The 18,878-nt window shown below is 35.3% G+C and carries 15 protein-coding genes; 3 read left to right on the forward strand and 12 right to left on the reverse strand.

Annotated features, from left to right (window positions below; genetic code table 11):
- Positions 1–194: 194 nt before the first annotated feature.
- Positions 195–1,091: a diacylglycerol/lipid kinase family protein gene (locus tag QWY91_RS02860; protein WP_290231516.1), complete on the reverse strand. Its 897-nt coding sequence runs from the start codon at positions 1,089–1,091 to the stop codon at positions 195–197.
- Positions 1,092–1,139: 48 nt separating this feature from the next.
- Here QWY91_RS02860 and QWY91_RS02865 point away from each other — a divergent pair, with 48 nt between their 5' ends.
- Positions 1,140–2,108 (forward strand): App1 family protein phosphatidate phosphatase, encoded by a 969-nt coding sequence (locus QWY91_RS02865; RefSeq protein ID WP_290231518.1) that lies wholly within the window; start codon positions 1,140–1,142, stop codon positions 2,106–2,108.
- Positions 2,109–2,182: 74 nt separating this feature from the next.
- A complete protein-coding gene (locus QWY91_RS02870; RefSeq protein ID WP_290231520.1) occupies positions 2,183–4,309 on the forward strand; it encodes a Tex family protein in 2,127 nt (708 codons plus the stop codon).
- A 45-nt stretch (positions 4,310–4,354) separates the two neighbouring features.
- Here QWY91_RS02870 and QWY91_RS02875 read toward each other — a convergent pair whose 3' ends face one another.
- The 5 genes from QWY91_RS02875 to QWY91_RS02895 all read right to left on the reverse strand — a co-directional run bounded on the left by QWY91_RS02875 (position 4,355) and on the right by QWY91_RS02895 (position 10,108).
- Complete coding sequence (locus QWY91_RS02875) at positions 4,355–5,239, reverse strand: hypothetical protein (RefSeq protein ID WP_290231521.1); 885 nt, start codon at positions 5,237–5,239, stop codon at positions 4,355–4,357.
- 30 nt (positions 5,240–5,269) lie between these two features.
- Positions 5,270–5,467 carry a hypothetical protein gene (locus QWY91_RS02880; protein WP_290231524.1) on the reverse strand — a complete coding sequence of 66 codons (198 nt, stop codon included), beginning with the start codon at positions 5,465–5,467 and terminating at the stop codon, positions 5,270–5,272.
- Positions 5,468–5,787: 320 nt separating this feature from the next.
- A complete protein-coding gene (locus QWY91_RS02885; protein ID WP_290231526.1) occupies positions 5,788–7,140 on the reverse strand; it encodes a M28 family metallopeptidase in 1,353 nt (450 codons plus the stop codon).
- A 345-nt stretch (positions 7,141–7,485) separates the two neighbouring features.
- On the reverse strand, positions 7,486–7,776 hold the full coding sequence (locus QWY91_RS02890; protein WP_290231528.1) for a YtxH domain-containing protein: 291 nt from the start codon (positions 7,774–7,776) through the stop codon (positions 7,486–7,488).
- A gap of 124 nt (positions 7,777–7,900) precedes the next feature.
- Positions 7,901–10,108, reverse strand: a complete 2,208-nt coding sequence (locus tag QWY91_RS02895) for a bifunctional alpha,alpha-trehalose-phosphate synthase (UDP-forming)/trehalose-phosphatase (RefSeq protein WP_290231530.1) — start codon at positions 10,106–10,108, stop codon at positions 7,901–7,903.
- Between the two features lie 95 nt (positions 10,109–10,203).
- Between QWY91_RS02895 and QWY91_RS02900 the strand changes: the two genes are divergently transcribed.
- Complete coding sequence (locus QWY91_RS02900) at positions 10,204–12,003, forward strand: glycoside hydrolase family 15 protein (protein WP_290231532.1); 1,800 nt, start codon at positions 10,204–10,206, stop codon at positions 12,001–12,003.
- Positions 12,004–12,017: 14 nt separating this feature from the next.
- Here the strand turns inward: QWY91_RS02900 and QWY91_RS02905 are convergent, their stop codons facing one another.
- From QWY91_RS02905 to QWY91_RS02930, 6 genes are all read right to left on the reverse strand, one after another.
- A complete protein-coding gene (locus QWY91_RS02905) occupies positions 12,018–13,070 on the reverse strand; it encodes a mechanosensitive ion channel family protein (RefSeq protein ID WP_353958644.1) in 1,053 nt (350 codons plus the stop codon).
- A 68-nt stretch (positions 13,071–13,138) separates the two neighbouring features.
- On the reverse strand, positions 13,139–14,908 hold the full coding sequence (locus tag QWY91_RS02910; RefSeq protein WP_290231536.1) for a mechanosensitive ion channel family protein: 1,770 nt from the start codon (positions 14,906–14,908) through the stop codon (positions 13,139–13,141).
- Between the two features lie 103 nt (positions 14,909–15,011).
- Positions 15,012–16,820, reverse strand: a complete 1,809-nt coding sequence (locus QWY91_RS02915) for an acyl-CoA dehydrogenase FadE (protein WP_290231538.1) — start codon at positions 16,818–16,820, stop codon at positions 15,012–15,014.
- A gap of 58 nt (positions 16,821–16,878) precedes the next feature.
- Complete coding sequence (locus tag QWY91_RS02920) at positions 16,879–17,232, reverse strand: four helix bundle protein (RefSeq protein WP_290231539.1); 354 nt, start codon at positions 17,230–17,232, stop codon at positions 16,879–16,881.
- Between the two features lie 64 nt (positions 17,233–17,296).
- Positions 17,297–18,484 (reverse strand): acetyl-CoA C-acyltransferase, encoded by a 1,188-nt coding sequence (locus QWY91_RS02925; protein WP_290231541.1) that lies wholly within the window; start codon positions 18,482–18,484, stop codon positions 17,297–17,299.
- 40 nt (positions 18,485–18,524) lie between these two features.
- Positions 18,525–18,878 carry a four helix bundle protein gene (locus QWY91_RS02930; RefSeq protein ID WP_290231543.1) on the reverse strand — a complete coding sequence of 118 codons (354 nt, stop codon included), beginning with the start codon at positions 18,876–18,878 and terminating at the stop codon, positions 18,525–18,527.

Genomic DNA, 18,878 nt, shown 5'->3' on the forward strand with positions numbered 1-18,878 from the left:
TAAAAGGTGTTTTTCTGAATAAACTAATGTTTAAAACCTGTAAAAATATTAATATGATAATTGTGTGCGTTTCACACTTATTTCAATAATTAATAGCATTCATGCGGTTTAAGCACATTTTTTCGAAAAATAAGCGTATTTTTAACGTTTTTGAATAAAATAGAAATTAATAAAATTATTTTTTTCTAAATTCTTTACTTAACAGCAATTTTTAAGCTTTTTGCAGCAATTTTTACTTCAATATTCTGTGTGTTTTCGATAAATTCTCCATCAATTTGAAAAGCTATGGGCTTTTTACAGCTAATTTTCGCAGCACTTGTAGAGATAGTTTCAGCGAAGTCTGAGTCGAATTTTACTTCTTCTCGAAGTGTACCTAATATTTCAGGAATATCTAAATTTTTAAAAATCAATATTTCAAATTTTCCATCATCGTGTTCGCCTTCAGGATTAATCTTGGCGCCGGTACCATATTTCTTACAATTGGCAATAGCTAGCATAATTCCTTTATGATTTTGGATCTTTCCATCAATTTCCACTTCATATTCATAAGGATATTTACTCTTTATCAATGTGGGAATAGTCTGCATCAAGTAACCAAATTTACCCCGAATAGCCGCTGTTTCGTAATTTTCAATTAACTCAGCATTTAGGCCAATATCGCTTAGGTGTAAACACAACTGATTATTAATTTGCAATACATCTAAATTTGTAAATTTATCTCCTAAAGCAATTTTAATTTGTTCTTTTCGATCTTTTGGTATCCCTAGATTTAGAGCAAGACCATTGGCAGATCCCGCTGGGAAAATGGCAATCGGTAATTCTTTATGCAATAAAGCTTCAGCAACCATATTAATGGTACCGTCACCACCAACAACTAACATTCGTTCTGGCTCAACTTTATCTACTTCTTGCTTTATTTTCTGAATATCATTATTACCATCAGTTTTATAAAGATGAAATTTCCAATTCTTATTTTCAACTTCTTTGCGAACTTCAGTAATAAGATTATCCTTTTCTTCACCGCCCGAAACCGGGTTTACAACCATTAAAATATTCCTAAAGTCTCCCATTTTGTATAAAATTATATTCAAAATTAACTAATTTGGAGCAGGCCTACTCTTTATAAAAAATTAAATAATTTGAAACTTGACTTAAAACTTTATCGCGGTTACGCTAATGACAAAGAATTGGTCGTTTTTGGCCATCTTTTTAAAAGCTGGGCTCCCGATAAATACCGCTTAGACAGAAAAGGAATAAAACACACCTCTGCCATTATTCATAAGTTTAGAATAAAACCTTTATCGAATTATGAACTTCAGTTATGCTTTAGAGGAAAAAAATGGAAAACCAAAACCATGGAGGATGGTTACTTTAGATTTACGGTTCCTTTTCAGGAAAACTTAGAAAGTGGTTGGCATGAGTATGAGGTTATCGCTAAGACCGAGGATCGTTTTGGAATTATCGAAAAAGGGGAGTTGCTAAAACCATACGAGAGTAAGCTGGGAATTATTTCTGATATCGATGATACATTTTTAATATCTCATAGTAATAGCTTTTTTAAAAAGCTTTATGTGATGTTATCTAAAAACGTAAACCGCAGGAAAATCTTTGAAGATGTTGTAGACCACTATAAATCTCTTAGTAAAGCTGGACAAGATAGTAAAGAAGCATCGAACTCTTTTTTTTATGTTTCCAGTAGCGAGTGGAATTTGTATGATTTTATCGCTGAATTTGCTGAAATGCACGAGCTACCAAAAGCGGTGATTAAGTTGAAGAAAATAAAAACAGGAATTTCAGATTTTATAAAAACGGGTAGGGGAAGTCACGATCATAAATTTCAGAAAGTAAAAGATATTATCTCATTTTATCCAAATTTGGATTATGTTTTATTGGGTGACGATTCACAGCAGGATGTTCATATTTACGAGCGCATTTGTAAAACATATCCCACGAACGTACGATCGATCTACATAAGACAAACCGGAAAAAACAAAAACGAAGAGGTAAGCGCTACTTTAAAGAATATCGAAAGTCTGGATGTCGCGACCTGTTATTTTAAAGATAGCCACGAGGCGATTGCGCATTCAGATAAAATCAATATTATTTAAGCTGAAATTGCCAAATTAGAGCATCATTTTTTAGAAGCGGAATCTTATCTTCGCATTCCGCTAAATTTTTCAATGTGAATTTACATCAGTTTATAACTAAAAAGCTTGGCCTGCCGGCTAAGAGCATTCAAAATACAGTACAATTACTTCAGGAAGATGCAACGGTGCCTTTTATTGCGCGGTATCGAAAGGAGCAAACCGGTAATTTAGATGAAACTCAAATTCAGCAAATTTCAGAAGAACTTCAATATTTTCAGAATTTAGAGAAACGTAAGCATTCCATTTTAGAAGCGATCGAAAATCAGGATGCGCTTAACGATCAGTTGAAATCGAAAATTGAAAACGCTGAAAATCTCACTGTTTTAGAAGATTTATATCTTCCGTTTAAGAAAAAACGAAAAACAAAAGCAGATACTGCCAGAGAGAACGGTTTAGAGCCATTGGCTAAAATGATAATGGCTCAAAACTCGCCAGATATCCATGCGGCAGCATCGAAATTCGTAAAAAGTAAAGTAAATTCTAAGGATGAAGCGCTAGAAGGCGCTAAACATATTATTGCGGAATGGATTAACGAAAATCAATTTATTAGAAAGCGAATTCGACAATTATATTCTAGAAAAGCTGAAATAGTTTCGAAAGTTGTAAAAGCAAAAGCTACGGAAGATGCTTCACAAAAATTTCAGCAGTATTTTGATTGGCAGGAGCCTTTAAAAAGAATTCCGTCGCATCGATTTTTAGCTATTTTTCGTGCTGATAAAGAAGGAATTCTAAAGCTAAAAATTGAGGTTGAAAAAGCTGAAGCTTTACGTATAATTACTGAATCTCTCATTAAAAACAGAAATTCGCAATCTGCAGATTTAATAGAAGCAGCTGCAAGCGATGCGTTTTCCAGACTGCTAAAACCTTCTTTTTTTACTGAATTTTTAAATGAAACAAAATTAAAAGCAGATGAAGAAGCTATAAAAGTTTTTTCATTGAATTTGGAGCAATTGCTTTTGGCACCACCACTGGGAGAAAAACGAATTTTAGCGATCGATCCCGGATTTAAATCGGGTTGTAAAGTTGTTTGCCTAGATAAAAGTGGAAAGTTAGTGCATAATGAGAATATTTATCCGCATCCGCCACAACGGGAGCAAAGTGCGGCTGCAAAGAAAATTGAATCGCTAGTTAAAACGTATAATATTGAAGCTATTTCTATTGGAAATGGGACTGCAAGCCGAGAAACAGAGCAGTTTGTAAAATCGATTACATTTGATCATGAAGTAGCGGTTTATGTGGTGAACGAAGCTGGAGCCTCGGTATATTCAGCTTCGAAAGTGGCGCGAGACGAATTTCCTAATTACGATATTACTGTTCGCGGAGCGGTTTCTATCGGCAGGAGACTTAGCGATCCTTTGGCAGAATTGGTCAAAATCGATCCAAAATCTATTGGAGTAGGGCAGTACCAGCACGAAGTCGATCAAAATTTACTGAAGCAACGATTGGATACCACCGTAATGAGTACGGTAAATAAAATAGGAATCAATTTAAACACAGCGAGTAAAGAATTGCTTTCTTATGTAAGTGGTTTAGGGCCATCTTTAGCGGATAATATCATAAAAGCAAGAAGCGAAAATGGAGCATTTGCATCTAGAAAAGAGTTACTGAAAGTGCCAAGGTTGGGAGCCAAAGCCTTTGAACAATCAGCTGGATTTCTTAGAATAAAAAATCCCAAAAATCCACTTGATAATTCTTCAGTGCATCCAGAAAGTTATGCCATTGTAAAAAAGATGGCTAAAGATCTTTCTGTAGACATTTCAGCTTTAGTAGGGAATAAAAAGAAACTTCAGGAAATAAAACTTGAAAATTATATTACTGAAAGTACTGGTTTACCCACGTTAAAAGATATTATTGCTGAATTAGAAAAACCGGGCGTAGATCCACGAGAAAAAATTAGTGCATTTGCTTTTGATGAAAGTATTCGCGAAATCACCGATTTAAAACCCGGAATGAAATTAGCCGGATTAGTCAATAATATCACCAATTTTGGATGTTTTGTGGATATAGGATTGAAGCAAAGCGGACTCGTTCATATCTCGAAATTATCGAATACTTATGTAAGTGACGTTACTCAAATAGTACGCTTAAATCAAGAAGTTGAAGTTACTGTTTTGGATGTAGATTTAGATCGAAAAAGGATTCAGCTTTCTATGGTAGATTAAAACAGAAACTCCCGGTTTTTCCGGGAGTTTTATGTTATTCAATAATTAATGATCTCTTCGTTTAAATTCGCTACGATTGTAAAAATCGTCTTCAGCTCTTAATCTTTTTCGTTCTCTAGATTCAATCTCCTCTTCAGAAAGAAAATGTTTTTCTCGGTTCCAACTGGTATCATCATCGTACGTTTTTTCCGGACGAATACCTTCTTTAGAAGTTGGCATAGCCGGAATAGTCGAGTCGCTGTTTCGATAATCGTTCGCTGTAGAATTCGCTCTTAATTGCGCTCTTTCTCTTTCCATGCGCTCTTCCTTAGTTTCAGCGTTTTCGCGATCATGCAGCGTTTCAGATTTGTAATGTAGATTCGCTTTTTCTTCCGCTATGCGCTCTTCCGTAGTATTTGAGGCATGTGCACTTTTTCTTGCGCTATATTCATCAACTACATATTCATCATCAGTCAATTTTGCTTTTTTACCTTGTATTTCATTAGGAGTATAATTTCTATTGTATGATGAAATTATATTCTTTTCGTAGTCTCTCGAAATTGGATCTCCCGTACGATATCTTTTGGTTTCAGCAAAAATCTTATGATCTAGAGAATCGGTATGAATAAATTTTTCTTCTACATTAATATCTATCAATCCTATCGGTATGATGATATGATTTTCACCTTCTTTATTAATAAATTCTCTAAATCCAGAATTGTTATCTGGTGAGTAAGGATCATGGTTTTTATCGATTATTAATTGGTTCACTTCAACATCAACATAAACCACTCTGTCGAGCTCTTTGTTCACGATAAGATTATCCACCTTACCTATGCTCATATAATCACGATCTTTAACTTCCCACTTACGGATGTCTGGATCTTTGCTTGATATTTTATAATCTCCAAGTTCGTTTAGATAATATAAATGCTTCTCTTTTGTTTTCATGACTTAAAAGTTTAGTGTGTTTAAATAGAATTAAACCTCAAAAATTAGGGTGTACGATGCATTTGCTGAAGTTTGGATTTGTCCAATTTCTTCCATTTCTGTCGTGCTTTCGTCATCATCTGCTGGAGTACTTCCGTAGAAATATAAAAATGCCAGTACTGCAACTATAATGATAATGATAACCCAAGGCCAAATTTTCTTTTTCTTTTCAATCTTTATCTCTGCCATTGGTTTTGATTTATTGATTAATTAGAACTAAGGTAGAGTTGAAAATTGCCAATTAAACTTAAGTAAAAAGCAAACTATTGTTAATTAACTAAGTCTATGGATTTGAGCGAAATATGATTTATCATGAATGCTTTTGGAATTTATTAATGCTGAATTTGAAGGGCACTATTAAGTGATATTCTGAAAACAATTCAGGTTTTTAGTATTTCTATAGGAAGAAATATATAGGAATTTGGCGAATATTGATTAACTATCAAGTTACCTTAAACGAAAAAAGGTTCCACCTTTCGATGAAACCTTTTTAAGAATAAACTCTTTTTCTATCTAAATGTTCCGGAAGGAAATACCACAACACTCTCGTGTCCGTTTTCACCTACTGCAGAAACTCCAAAGAAAAAATTATCGATCACAACTCCTTCTAAGGTGAAATTAGTTGTGTCTTTTCCTACAAATCTGGAGTGCTGCCATTGCGGAGCCGTAGTGTCTCTCCAATATATTTTATAACCTGCGATGTTACCTTTTACAGCTTCCCATTTAAGTTTTGTATCGGCTTCTACAATTCCGCCAATCTCTACATTTTCAGGAGCGGGTGGTGCCCAAGCAAGACTTGCTAAATTAATCGCGTTAACAGCAGTTAGTTTTTTAGCGTAATCGAAATTAACACCTTCAATGACATCGCCATATTCGATACCATTTTCTGTTCTTATATCTTGATGCTGGCGATTATAGTTCTCGTGCGCTTCCATAATTCTAACTCCGGCAAAACCAAGATCGTTAAAAGGTCGATGATGGCCACCACGCCCAAATCTATCAAGCCTGTAAATCATCATAGGATTCATCTCTGGCATATAAGTTTTCGTGTTTTTATGAATGTATCTGGCGAGCTGTCTGGAAATTCCATCTACTTCGCCACCATAAAATCGTCGCATTTTTCGCTCATTTTCAGTTTCTGTAGGAGGAACAGGTTCAGAAAAAATCCTGAAATCACGATTGCTAATCACACCATCTACACCTTCAATATTACCAATCATATCATTATTCAATATCCCGATAATATCCCATTCATTCTTTTTAGCATATTCGGCCAAGCCTTTACCACCAAAAAGTCCTTGCTCTTCACCACTAAGACCAACATAAACAATGCTGTTTTCAAATTTATATTTAGACAGAACACGAGCAGATTCCATTGTGCCGGCCATTCCACTCGCATTATCATTAGCTCCCGGTGCGTCTATTTTATAATCCATAGTATTGCTGGCACGAGAATCGATATCACCACTCATTATGATGTAGCGGTTTGGATATTTAGTTCCTTTTTGAATGGCTACAACATTTACTATCCAGGCATCTTTTGGTATTCTTCTTCCGTCTTCTTTTTTTACAAAATCTTTTTGATAGAAAACATTCATACAGTTGCAACCTGAGGCGATATTATCGAATTCAGATTTAATCCAACGTCGAGCAGCACCAATTCCGCGTGTGTTAGAAACTGTATCGCTAAAAGTATTTCGAGTACCAAAGCCGACTAACTTTCGGATATCAGATTCTATACTATCTGCTGAAATTTCATTGATTATATTATAAATCTTTTGATCGGTTTCTTGAGAATATGCGGGTTTCAGAGAAAACAAGCTAATTAATAGTAGAGAAGCAGTAGATATTTTTTTTATCATAAGTTAAGCTGATTTAGGTTAGTAATTTAATCAAACTTTACTTTTACATGCAAATACATTGGGTGTTTTAACTGAATATGAAAGCTTGAAGTGATAATATAGGTTTTAGTGTCGCTGCGACGAATCTCATTCATTATAAAATGAAAAATCATTAAAGCTTTTTTATGAATTGCAGATAAGATAATTCAAAAAAATCTAGATCGATTTTCACTAAATTCAGCAATATTTTTTAGAAAAATCATTTAAATCTTTTTATAGATATTTTTGCCTTAATTCATCAAATATTAAGCATAAAAAAGCCTCGAAAATATCGAGGCTTTAATAATATTATTTTGAAACTGAAATTTAGCTCGCTTTCATCTCGTGGATTTCAGCTTTAGCTTCATTTATTTTTTCTTCAGACTTAGAATTGGTAAGATTAGCTTTTGTTTTAGCTTTAAGAGCATCAATTTTGTGGTTTACAGAATCTGAAAAGTCTGTTACTCTACCTCTTGCATCTTTATAATAGTTGTCGCTAGTTGTAGCAATTGATTTTCTTGTATCCTTACCCTTTTTAGGAGCAAATAATAAACCTGCTGCAATTCCGGCTGCAGCTCCAGATAATAATCCTATTAAAATTTTTCCTCCTGATCTCATAGTTTCGTATTTATTGGTTCGTAAATTAATGTGGTGTAAAATTACTTAGAAACAGCCTCGTAGCCTCGCTTAACGAGTTAATCTTGACATAAACTTTATTAAGATTTGTCAATAATTTTAACATTTATTCTAAGAATGACCTCAAAATTTCTCTAACTCTCTTTGTATCGTTTACGTAATAATTGGCACTAGTCTTTTTTATACCCACTTTTACGGTATAAGATTTCCGTGGTAATTCTTCGAACATGTATTCATCGGTCCAATCGTCTCCTATGGCAAAAATAAAGTCATAGTTGTCACCTACTAATTTTTTAGAGGAAGCTTTTCCCTTATTTACGCCACTACTTTTTATTTCTAGAACTTTGTTACCGGCCAAAACACTTAACCCCCGATTTGAAACCAGTCCTTTTAATGTATTAGATAGTTCGTTTGCTCTAAGATCACCAAGTTCTGGATCTGCTTTTCTATAATGCCATGCTAAGGAGTAATTTTTTTCTTCTAAAAATGTTCCTGGGGTACGATCAACAAAACTTTCGATTACCGGTCTAACCGCATCCATCCACTCGTTTTTTACATTTTCAGATAATTCCCATTCACAATTTTTTTGGCGCATCCATGCTCCATGTTCAGAAATTAGCTCTATAGATGTTCCTTGCCACCAATCTCCAAGTGTTTCTTTATCTCTACCACTTATAATCACAACATCAGTTTTCTCCTGAGCGTTAAGCTGAGTTACCAAATCGATAAGTTCTTTATCTGGACGGGCATCTTCGGGTTTGTCTTTAAAATCAACCAAAGTACCATCATAGTCTAAGAATAGTATTCTTTTTTCTGAAGTTTTATAATCTTCAACTAATTGATCGGCAATTTTTGGAGTGATACGGATAGATTCAAAAGATTTGCGGTTATCTTCAGTATGTTCTAAAGCGCTCATAAAGTCTTTAGCCCATTTTTCAACATTATATCTTTTTAATCTTTTCTGAAGTGTTTTGTTTCTTTCGATCTGCTCATCTTTTGGCATTTCGATAGCCTGTTTTAAGGTCATAGCGATTTGCTCAAAATTATTCGGGTTAATGATTAACGCTTCGTTCATCTCGTGGGCAGCTCCTGCCATCTCACTTAAAATAAGAACACCGGTGTGATCTGTTCTTGTAGCGATATATTCTTTGGCTACCAGATTCATCCCGTCTCTAATAGGGGTAAGTAGTGCAATATCACAAGATGTGTATAAATCAATTAAATTATCAAATGGCATCGAACGATAGAAATACCAGATGGGTGTCCAGCTTACCGTAGAAAACTTACCATTAATACGACCAACTAGTTCATCTATCTCACGTTTTAATCTTTGATATTGTGGTACGTTTGATCTTGAAGGCACAGCTAACATTACCAATCGTACTTTTTCTATAAATTCTGGATATTTATCTAGAAAATATTCGAATGCTCTAATTCGATTTGCAATACCTTTGGTATAATCCAGTCGGTCAATACTTAAAATTAGTTTGGCATCTGGTGTAGCGTCTAAGTGTAGATCTAATCTTCGTTGTAATTCTGATTGTTCGTCTTCGGTTCCGCGGAAATGATTAAGTGCAGCATCTTCAAATTTCTTATAATCGATACCCATCGGGAAAGAGTCAACTTTTACAATACGCTCTGGCAATGTAACCTCATTGAAGTCCACCTGGTGACGTAAAATTCTGGTAACCGAACTTAAAAAATGTCTTTCGTAATCGTAGGTGTGAAATCCTATTAAATCTGCACCAAGCATCCCTTCTAATACAGATTCACGCCAAGGTAAAGTTCTAAATACTTCGTAAGAAGGAAATGGTATATGATTAAAGAAGCCAATAATGGCTTCCGGTTGTTCATCTCTTATGAGTTTAGGTACTAGTAATAATTGGTAGTCATGAACCCAGACACGGTCACCTTCTTCATAATATTTAAGGACCTCTTTGGCGTATTTGATATTTACCTGTTTATAGATCTCCCAAGAAGAATGTTCTGCTTCGGTATATTCCATAAAATAATGGAAAAGAGGCCAAATGGTACGGTTACTAAAACCATAATAGAAACCATCGACTTCTTCTTCGCTTAGGTTTACTGCGACACATGCTTCAGCCTTTGCTTTTTCTTTCACTTCATCTTCTAAATGGTCTGGAATTTCTTCTTCAGTTAAACCACTCCAGCCAATCCAAATACTGTCGCCATCGCGATGGAAAGATTTCAATCCTGTTGCAAGGCCACCAACACTTGGAGTGACTTGAAGCTCGTCGTCATCTAAAGAAATTTTAAGGGGTAGACGGTTAGAAATAATAATAGTTTTACTCATAATTCTATGCTAAGACTGTTGTTGCCAATTTGATTTTTACTAAATTTCGGGAATTCATTTTAGAATACCATTCTTTTAAAAGAAATTTAAGATATATGGACAATTTAGATTACGGAATAATCGGAAATTGTAAGAGTTGCGCGCTTGTATCCAAAACGGGATCTATGGACTGGTGCTGTTTACCGGCATTTGATTCTGCTGCTGTTTTTGCCAAAATTCTCGACGAGAATAAAGGTGGTAGTTTTGAGTTTAAAGTTAGTGATGATTACAATATTTCGCAAGAATACCTTTGGGAAACAAACATCTTATCTACCGTTTTTGATAATGGAGAGGATGCTTTCCAATTAATAGATTTTATGCCGCGCTATCCAAGAGATGACGGTTCTTATTACTCCCCACCAGATGTTATTAGGTTTTTAAGATTACTTAAAGGGAAACCAAAATTTAAAGTACTCTATAATCCAAGATTGGATTTTGCCAGAGAAGAAACGTACAACGAAAATAAAGGAAACTATATAAAGAGTTATACCACAGAAGGTAAGTATGATTCTTTATTTTTTTATTCTAGCCTGGATCTAGAAGATATCTTACAACAGCGTGAAATAACGCTTACAGGTAACGCCTACTGTTTAATAGGTTACCATGAAAAATTAATTACACAATCATTAGATCGTTCGTATCTAAAATTTCAAAGAACTAAGACCTACTGGATGAACTGGAGTGAGAAAACCACCAGATATTCTCACTACAGTAATGAAATTATGCGTAGTGCTTTAGTATTGAAATTATTAAGCTACAAAAAATCTGGTGCTGTATTAGCAGCAGCAACCACCTCTTTACCTGAAACAATAGGAGAGGAGCGAAACTGGGATTACCGTTTTTGCTGGATTAGAGATGCCTCGATGGTAATTAAGGTAATGGCCGGTCTAGGTCACGTAAAATCTGCAAAAGACTTTTTACAGTTTATTATTGATATTATACCCGATAAGGATGAGAAAATCCAAATTATGTATGGTATTGATGGACAAAAAGAGCTTACTGAACATATCCTAGATCACTTAGATGGTTATAAAGGTTCTAGTCCTGTTAGAACTGGTAATGCCGCTTATATCCAAAAGCAAAATGATATCTACGGAATTTTGATGGAAGTTATCTATCAGCAATTCTTACAATTTGAAACTTCATTAGAGAATAGTGAGGAATTGTGGACAGTGGTTCGTGGAATTGTTATGATTGTTGAAGAAAACTGGCAAAAACCAGACAAGGGAATTTGGGAATTAAGAACTGAAGATCGTCATTTTGTATTTTCCAAACTACTTTGTTGGGTAGCGATAGATAGAGCAATTAAAATTGGTGAAGTGCTAAGAATGGGTATTAACGATACCCATTGGAAAGCCCTTAGAGCTGAAATTTATGACGATATCTACAATAACGGATGGAACGAAGAGAAACAAGCCTACACGCAATTCTATGGTTCTTCAGATTTAGATGCCAGTACTTTATTAATGGAATCTTACGGATTTATTGATGCAAAAGATCCAAGATTTGTGAGTACTGTACAAGCTACAGAGAAAGAATTGTGTAACGATGGTTTAATGTATCGTTACAAAAATAAAGATGATTTTGGATTACCATCATCATCATTTACTATTTGTACATTCTGGCTTATCAATAGTTTATATAAAATAGGAGAAGAGCAGAAAGCAAAAGCTATGTTCGAGCAGTTGCTTTCTTATAGCAATCATTTAGGATTGTTTAGTGAAGATATAGATTTTGAAACTAAAAGACTATTAGGAAATTTCCCTCAAGCATATTCGCATTTAGCTCTTATAGAAACGGCCGCTAATTTTAGTAAAGGTCATATTTCTGAAGAGAATGCTTTTAGTGGTTTTTAAATTGTAATTAGAAATTATACTGAAGGTGGTGGTGTTGTTTCAGCTGGATTCTGGTCTTGCTGGGGTAACACCACTCTTGTTTTAGGCAAACTGTGAGGATAATTTATACGAATAAAATCGATAATCTTTTCACGAATATAAACTCGAAGATCCCATGATGTAGGTGAGTCTTTGGCACTAAGCAATATTCTAATTTCAACTGATTTTTCAGTAGCATCTGTTACTTGTAAAACGTTTACTTTTCCATCCCATAAAGGAGTTCCTTCCAGTAATCGTGTTTGTTCTTCCCGTATCGCATCAAAAGAAACATCATAATCGGTATAAATAAATACAGTACCCATTAAATCAGCAGATTTTCTAGTCCAATTCTGAAACGTGTTTTCAATAAAATAAGTAGATGGAACCACCAATCTTCGTTTATCCCAAACCTTTACGACCACATAAGTAAGCGTAATTTCCTCGATCCAACCCCATTCGCCTTCAACGATAACGGCATCTTGAAGTCTAATTGGTTGTGTAATGGCTATTTGTATTCCAGCTAATAATGTAGCAATAGCCTTTTGCGCTGCTAAACCTACGATGATACCAGCAATACCAGCAGAGGTTAATAAACTAACTCCAACAGAGCGAATACTTTCAAAACTCATAAGCGTAATACCAATTGCCAGGATCACTAAAATGAAAATAATAATATTTTCAAGGATGGTAAATTGAGTATAAACTTTTCGGGCTTTTAGATTATCAACTTTAGATACATCATATTTACGAAGCATCCGCTCCTTAAAAACCTTTAAGCAAACGATCAAAAACCAGGTAATTGAAATAGTTAAAAGCGCGATTATTACATGTCTGGCAACGTATTCATATTCTTCGGAATTTGAGAAATCTGATATATTACCAATCCATAATAAAATTGCCAATAGGAAAAGCAAAAGAGGTATTCGTATTCGACGTGCAAAATTAACCGGCAGAATATTACGTGGATCCTTTCCGATTTTTTTTATGAGGTATGATGCTAAGTAGAAACTAATCATTAACCCAACAATACCGTATATTATATATTTCAAGCTATCGCGGGTTAGAGCGTTATCTTCAACAATAAGGGATATAATCATGTGGGGTGATTTATTTAAGTTTATTTATTTTTGTGGGGGAATTCCTGAATTCTAATTCTTGATGTTGCCAAATGTTCGCCATCTTCAAGATCTGCTATAAAACGAACCAAATCTTCTCTCAAACTACAATGCAAATCCCAGGTTGTGTAAGCATCTTTGGAACTGCAGAGGCATCTTATTTTTATAGCAGTTTCGGTTACTTCTGATACTTGTACCACCGGAGGTTTTTTCTCATCCCAATCGTCTGAAGCTTCCAGAAGCTCCTTGAATTTTTCCCTAATCTTGTTTACATCAATTCGATAATCAGCATACAAGGTAATTGGTCGAATCTGGTTGGCGGCGGTTATAGACCAATTTTCGAAAGTATTTGAAATTACATATTTTAACGGAACAACTATGCGTCTCCAATCCCATGTTCTAACGATCATATAGGTAAATCTAATGTCTTCTACATAGCCCCAATTATCTTCAATAATTACCGTATCTCCTATCCTAGCGGGTTTTGTAATCGCTATTTGAATTCCCGCAATTATATTTCCTAAGGTGCTTTGGGCAGCGATACCTAATATTACAGTTGCAACCCCGGCAGAAGCTAATAATGATACTCCTAATTTTTCTAAAGATCTAAACTGAGAGAGCACTATCGATGCGCCAACAATTATGATTACAAACGTTGCCACTCTTCTGGCAACAGAAATATAGGTTAACATTCTTCTGGCGTCACTATTTTCTTCGAGAGTAGTATCTCCAATTTTATTTTCAGCTACATTCAGCATAAAATAGTCGATCATTCGCATAAAGAACCATGTAATAGAACTTATTACTATAACTAATAACAAGGCATATAAACTACTGGCAAATGCACCCGCGAATGAAATAAGATGATTAAGCAATAAGTAAAATGTAAGCACGCCTACGGCTAAACCTGCGGGAGCTGATAATCTTGTAGCAATATCTCTAATCCAGCTTTTATTTGATTTGGCAAGTACTTTTTTAAGTGCGTAAGCAGTCAATTTGCCTAAGAAATAACAGATGATGGCGATGATTAGCGTACTTACAAATTTCCATACAGGAATATTTAGAAATTTAATCCGTGCCCATTCTGGCATTATACGATCTAATTTTCTAGGTCCAAATTCGGCATAAATGGCATCAATATTTTCAACTGTATTTTGGGATATCAACCAGAAAGCTCCGTAATCTTTGTATTTTACTCGCTGAACTCGCATGATGATATCTCTACCTTTCAACTCTACTTCTCCAAAAACAATACTTCTTCTTGGTTTTCCTGCTACAGCTTGATTGGTGGTCGTTTGAATATCAATTTGCCCATCTGGTCGATCTGGTAAGTCACCCCAGCGAACATTCACGCGCTGATTGATGACAAAATAAAGTTTTTCAGCTAAAGTTGCTGCTTGCTCTTTTGTCGTATTATCCGGTAATAGGTTTAAATTTAAGGCATAGGCTGCATCTTCATAATTTTCATTCCGACATTGAATAATAAAGTGTTCTAAGGCAGCTTGTGGCGTTTGAAGGTTGAATTTGCTAGGGGCAAGTCCTGTAATATTATTTAGTCTATCTAAAACATAATAGGCTTCATTATACTCTTTGATAGAATTAGATCCAAAATTGCCATTTTTGGGAATCGTTTTTTCACTACTGGGTAACGAAATAGGATCTTTCTTTATTTTTGCAGAATCTTTTGCAGAATCTTGTTGAGCGTTGCTTATGCTACTATTCAACAAAAATAATACTATAAAAATCTTTGAAATAGAGAGTTTTCTTGCCATAAACGACAAGTTACATTCATTTCATAACAGATTTTATTAGCGTTTTGTTAAAATAAAAAGAGCAGCCAATTGGCTGCTCTTTTTATTTTGATCAAGAGGTAGTTTAAAAGCAATACTTATTTTCTGCGATTAATTTATCGGCAATCTGAGTTCTCAGTTTCACAACATTCGGGAAGTTGTCGTATTTCGTGAAACGTTTTAATCCCATTAACATCATTCGTAATTCGTCACCTTCGGCAAAAGAAATAATTCCTTCTTTGGCTTTTGCGTTGATTTTTTCAGCAGCATTATAAAGGTAAAGCTGAGCCATTGCGATTTGTTCTTTCTGACTTTCTTCACCAGAACGCTTGGCGTTCTTTTCGGTTCTTAAGATAGCCGATTCTGCCATATAAACTTCAATCAAAATATCTGAAGCTGCTAATAGTAATTGCTGATGTTCTTCCAGTTGAGGTCCGAATTTCTGAACGGCACTTCCGGCCACCATTAAAAACACTTTTTTCAGCTTTTTGATCATTTCTTTTTCTTCCGCAAATAATTCAGAATAATCTGGTTTATCGAAAGACGGAATTCCCATTAATTCTTCTCCAACTGCTTGTGCTGGTCCTAAAAGATCTACGTGACCTTTCATCGCTTTTTTTACGAGCATACCTACAGAAAGCATTCGGTTAATTTCATTGGTTCCTTCATAGATTCTAGAAATACGAGCATCTCTCCAAGCAGCTTCCATTGGCGTATCGGCAGAGAATCCCATTCCTCCAAAAACCTGAATTCCTTCATCTGAACAATTCTGAATATCTTCTGAACACGCTACTTTTAAAATAGAACATTCTATAGCATATTCTTCCACTCCTTTTAATTCAGCTTCAGAATGAGAATTGCCACTTTCTAAACGAAGGTTAATTCGATCTTCAATATTTTTAGCTGCTCTATATGAAGCCGATTCGCCCACGTAAGCAGAAGTTGCCATTTCGGCTAGTTTTTGTTTAATCGCTCCAAATTGTGCAATGGGCGTTTTAAACTGAACTCTATCATTAGCATATTTTACCGCGTTGTTCGTTACGCGACGTTGCGCATCTAAACACGCTGCAGCCAATTTAACACGACCTACATTTAAGGCATTCATTGCGATCTTGAAACCTTCGCCACGGCCTGCTAGCATATTTTCTACCGGAACTTTGGTTTCGTTAAAGAAAACCTGACGGGTAGAAGAGGAGTGAATTCCTAATTTCTTTTCTTCTTCTCCAAAGGAGATTCCGTTGTCAGTATCATTTTCTACAATAAATCCGGTGATGTTTTTATCATCTTCAATTCGTGTAAAAACAATAAAAACATTCGCAAAACCGGCGTTAGAAATCCACATTTTTTGTCCGCTAATGCTGTAATGTTTTCCATCTTCAGAAAGTACGGCTTTGGTTTTTCCTGAATTGGCATCGCTACCAGCTCCGGGTTCTGTTAAACAATAGGCCCCAAACCATTCTCCGGTCGCTAATTTAGGCACATATTTTTTCTTTTGTTCTTCAGTTCCGTAAAGGGTGATTGGCATTGTACCAATCCCAGTATGGGCTCCAAAAGCAGTGGCGATCGATCCGGTAGCTCCAGAAATATAATCACAAACCAACATTGTAGAAACGAATCCCATCCCGAGTCCGTCGTACTCTTCCGGAACGGAAACACCTAGAAAACCAAGTTCTCCGGCTTTTTGCATTACCTCTTCGGTGAGTTTATAATCTTTCTTTTCGAAACGTTCTCTATGCGGAATAATTTCACGTTCAACAAATTCTTTTACAGAATCACGCATCATCTTTTGCTCCTCATTAAAATCTTCAGGAGTAAAAACGTCTTCACATTTGGTTTCTTTTACTAAGAATTGACCACCTCGGAGTATATCTTTTTGTTCAGTTGTATCACTCATTTTTTCTTTAAGTTTTAGTTATTAAAAGAATAGAAAGAAGAGATAATAGAAAATAGACCTATAATTTGTTTTGAAAACTCATTGCCATTTTCTGAAATTCTTCAATTTTATGTTCTATTTTATTTAAAGTTTCTTGATCTATATAATTTCTATGTTTTGCCACTAATAATTGTGTTCCCAATTCAAAAGATGAACCAAGAGAGATATTTATGAAATGGCTAAATGATTTATCCGTCCGTGAAGAGCCTTCAGCGACATTACTTGGAATAGAAACAGAAGCTCGGCTCATTTGTGAACTCAAATCATATCTTTCGTGTTTAGGAAAGTCACATAATATATCTGAAATGTTATTGGCTATTTCTAAACCTAATTTCCAAATCTTTAAATTCTTATAATTATGCCTTTTCGCCATTAGTTTTAATCTATATTCTCTAGTCTATTTTCTATATTTTATTCTCTAGTTCAAAAATTCATAATTAGAAAACCTCATAAACTCCCGCAGCACCTTGTCCGGTTCCTACGCACATTGTAACCATTGCATATTTATTGTTGAGGTTTCGTTTGTGCATTTCATCAAAGATTTGAACTGATAGTTTAGCTCCGGTACAACCTAATGGGTGTCCCATAGAAATCGCGCCACCATTTACATTTACGATATCTTGATTCAATCCTAATTCCCGAATTACAGCTAAAGACTGAGAAGCAAAGGCTTCATTCAACTCGATTAAGGAAATATCATTTTGTTTTAATCCGGCTTGCTTGATGGCTTTCGGAATCGCTTTTACCGGTCCAACACCCATAATTCTGGGTTCTACACCTACAGCGGTATAACTTACCATTCTAGCGATAGGTTCAAGGTTGAGTTCTTTCACCATTTCTTCGCTCATTACCATCACAAAAGCAGCACCATCACTCATTTGCGACGAATTTCCCGCAGTAACGCTTCCGCCTTCTGCGAAAACAGGACGAAGTTTATTCAAAACCGCTTCAGAGGTATCTTTACGCGGTCCTTCATCTTTATTAACGGTGTAGCTTTTAGTTTTCTTTTTTCCGTCACCATCCACATAGGTTTGATCTACGGTAATTGGGACAATCTGATCCTGAAAACGATCTTCAGCTTGTGCTTTTATCGCTTTTTGATGAGAATTGTAGGCAAATTCATCTTGGTCATCTCGAGAAACTTTATACTGATTGGCAACTGCTTCAGCTGTTAATCCCATTCCCCAATAATAATCCTCGTGACCTTCTTTTGCCAATTTATAATCGGGAACCGGTTTGTATCCACCCATTGGGATGTAGCTCATACTTTCGGCGCCACCAGCAATAATGCAATCTGCCATTCCACTCTGAATTTTTGCGGAAGCAATGGCGATGGTTTCTAGTCCGGAAGCGCAATAGCGATTCACCGTCATACCGGCTACGTCTTCGGTTTTTAATCCCATTAGCGAGATTAAACGACCTACGTTTAAGCCTTGCTCGGCTTCGGGCATTGCATTCCCTACGATCACATCGTCGATACGATTGATATCAAATTCCGGAAGTTTATCCATCATATATTCGATGGTTTCCGCTGCCAGTTCATCTGGTCTTTTAAATCTGAACACACCTCGGGGTGCTTTTCCCACGGCGGTTCTGTATGCTTTTACTATATATGCTGTTTTCATTTTATTAGATTTTAGAAGATAGATTTGAGACGTGAGATAATTAAGATGAAAACTTCTGAATTAGTGTATAATTCATCTTTTGTATTTCAATCAAGTCATCAATTATAGGTTTAATTTTATCTTCTGTTATTAAATTGAGTCGATAAGCAAGAATTAGTTGAGTGCAAAGTTCGTTAGAGGAGCCATTTGCTATTCCAAGAAAATTTTTAAATTCTCCGTTTGTGTTTCTGCCTGCACCTTCTGCAATGTTAGATGCAATGGAAATAGCACTTCTTCTAATCTGACTAGTAAGTCCATATTTTTCTTCGGAAGGAAATTCAGAAGAAACTAAATAAACTTCTTTAGCAATATTCATTGCTTTTTGCCAGATTTTTAAATTTTGAAAATTATGCAT

It is taken from the genome of Zunongwangia endophytica (genome assembly GCF_030409505.1).
Classification (GTDB): domain Bacteria; phylum Bacteroidota; class Bacteroidia; order Flavobacteriales; family Flavobacteriaceae; genus Zunongwangia; species Zunongwangia endophytica.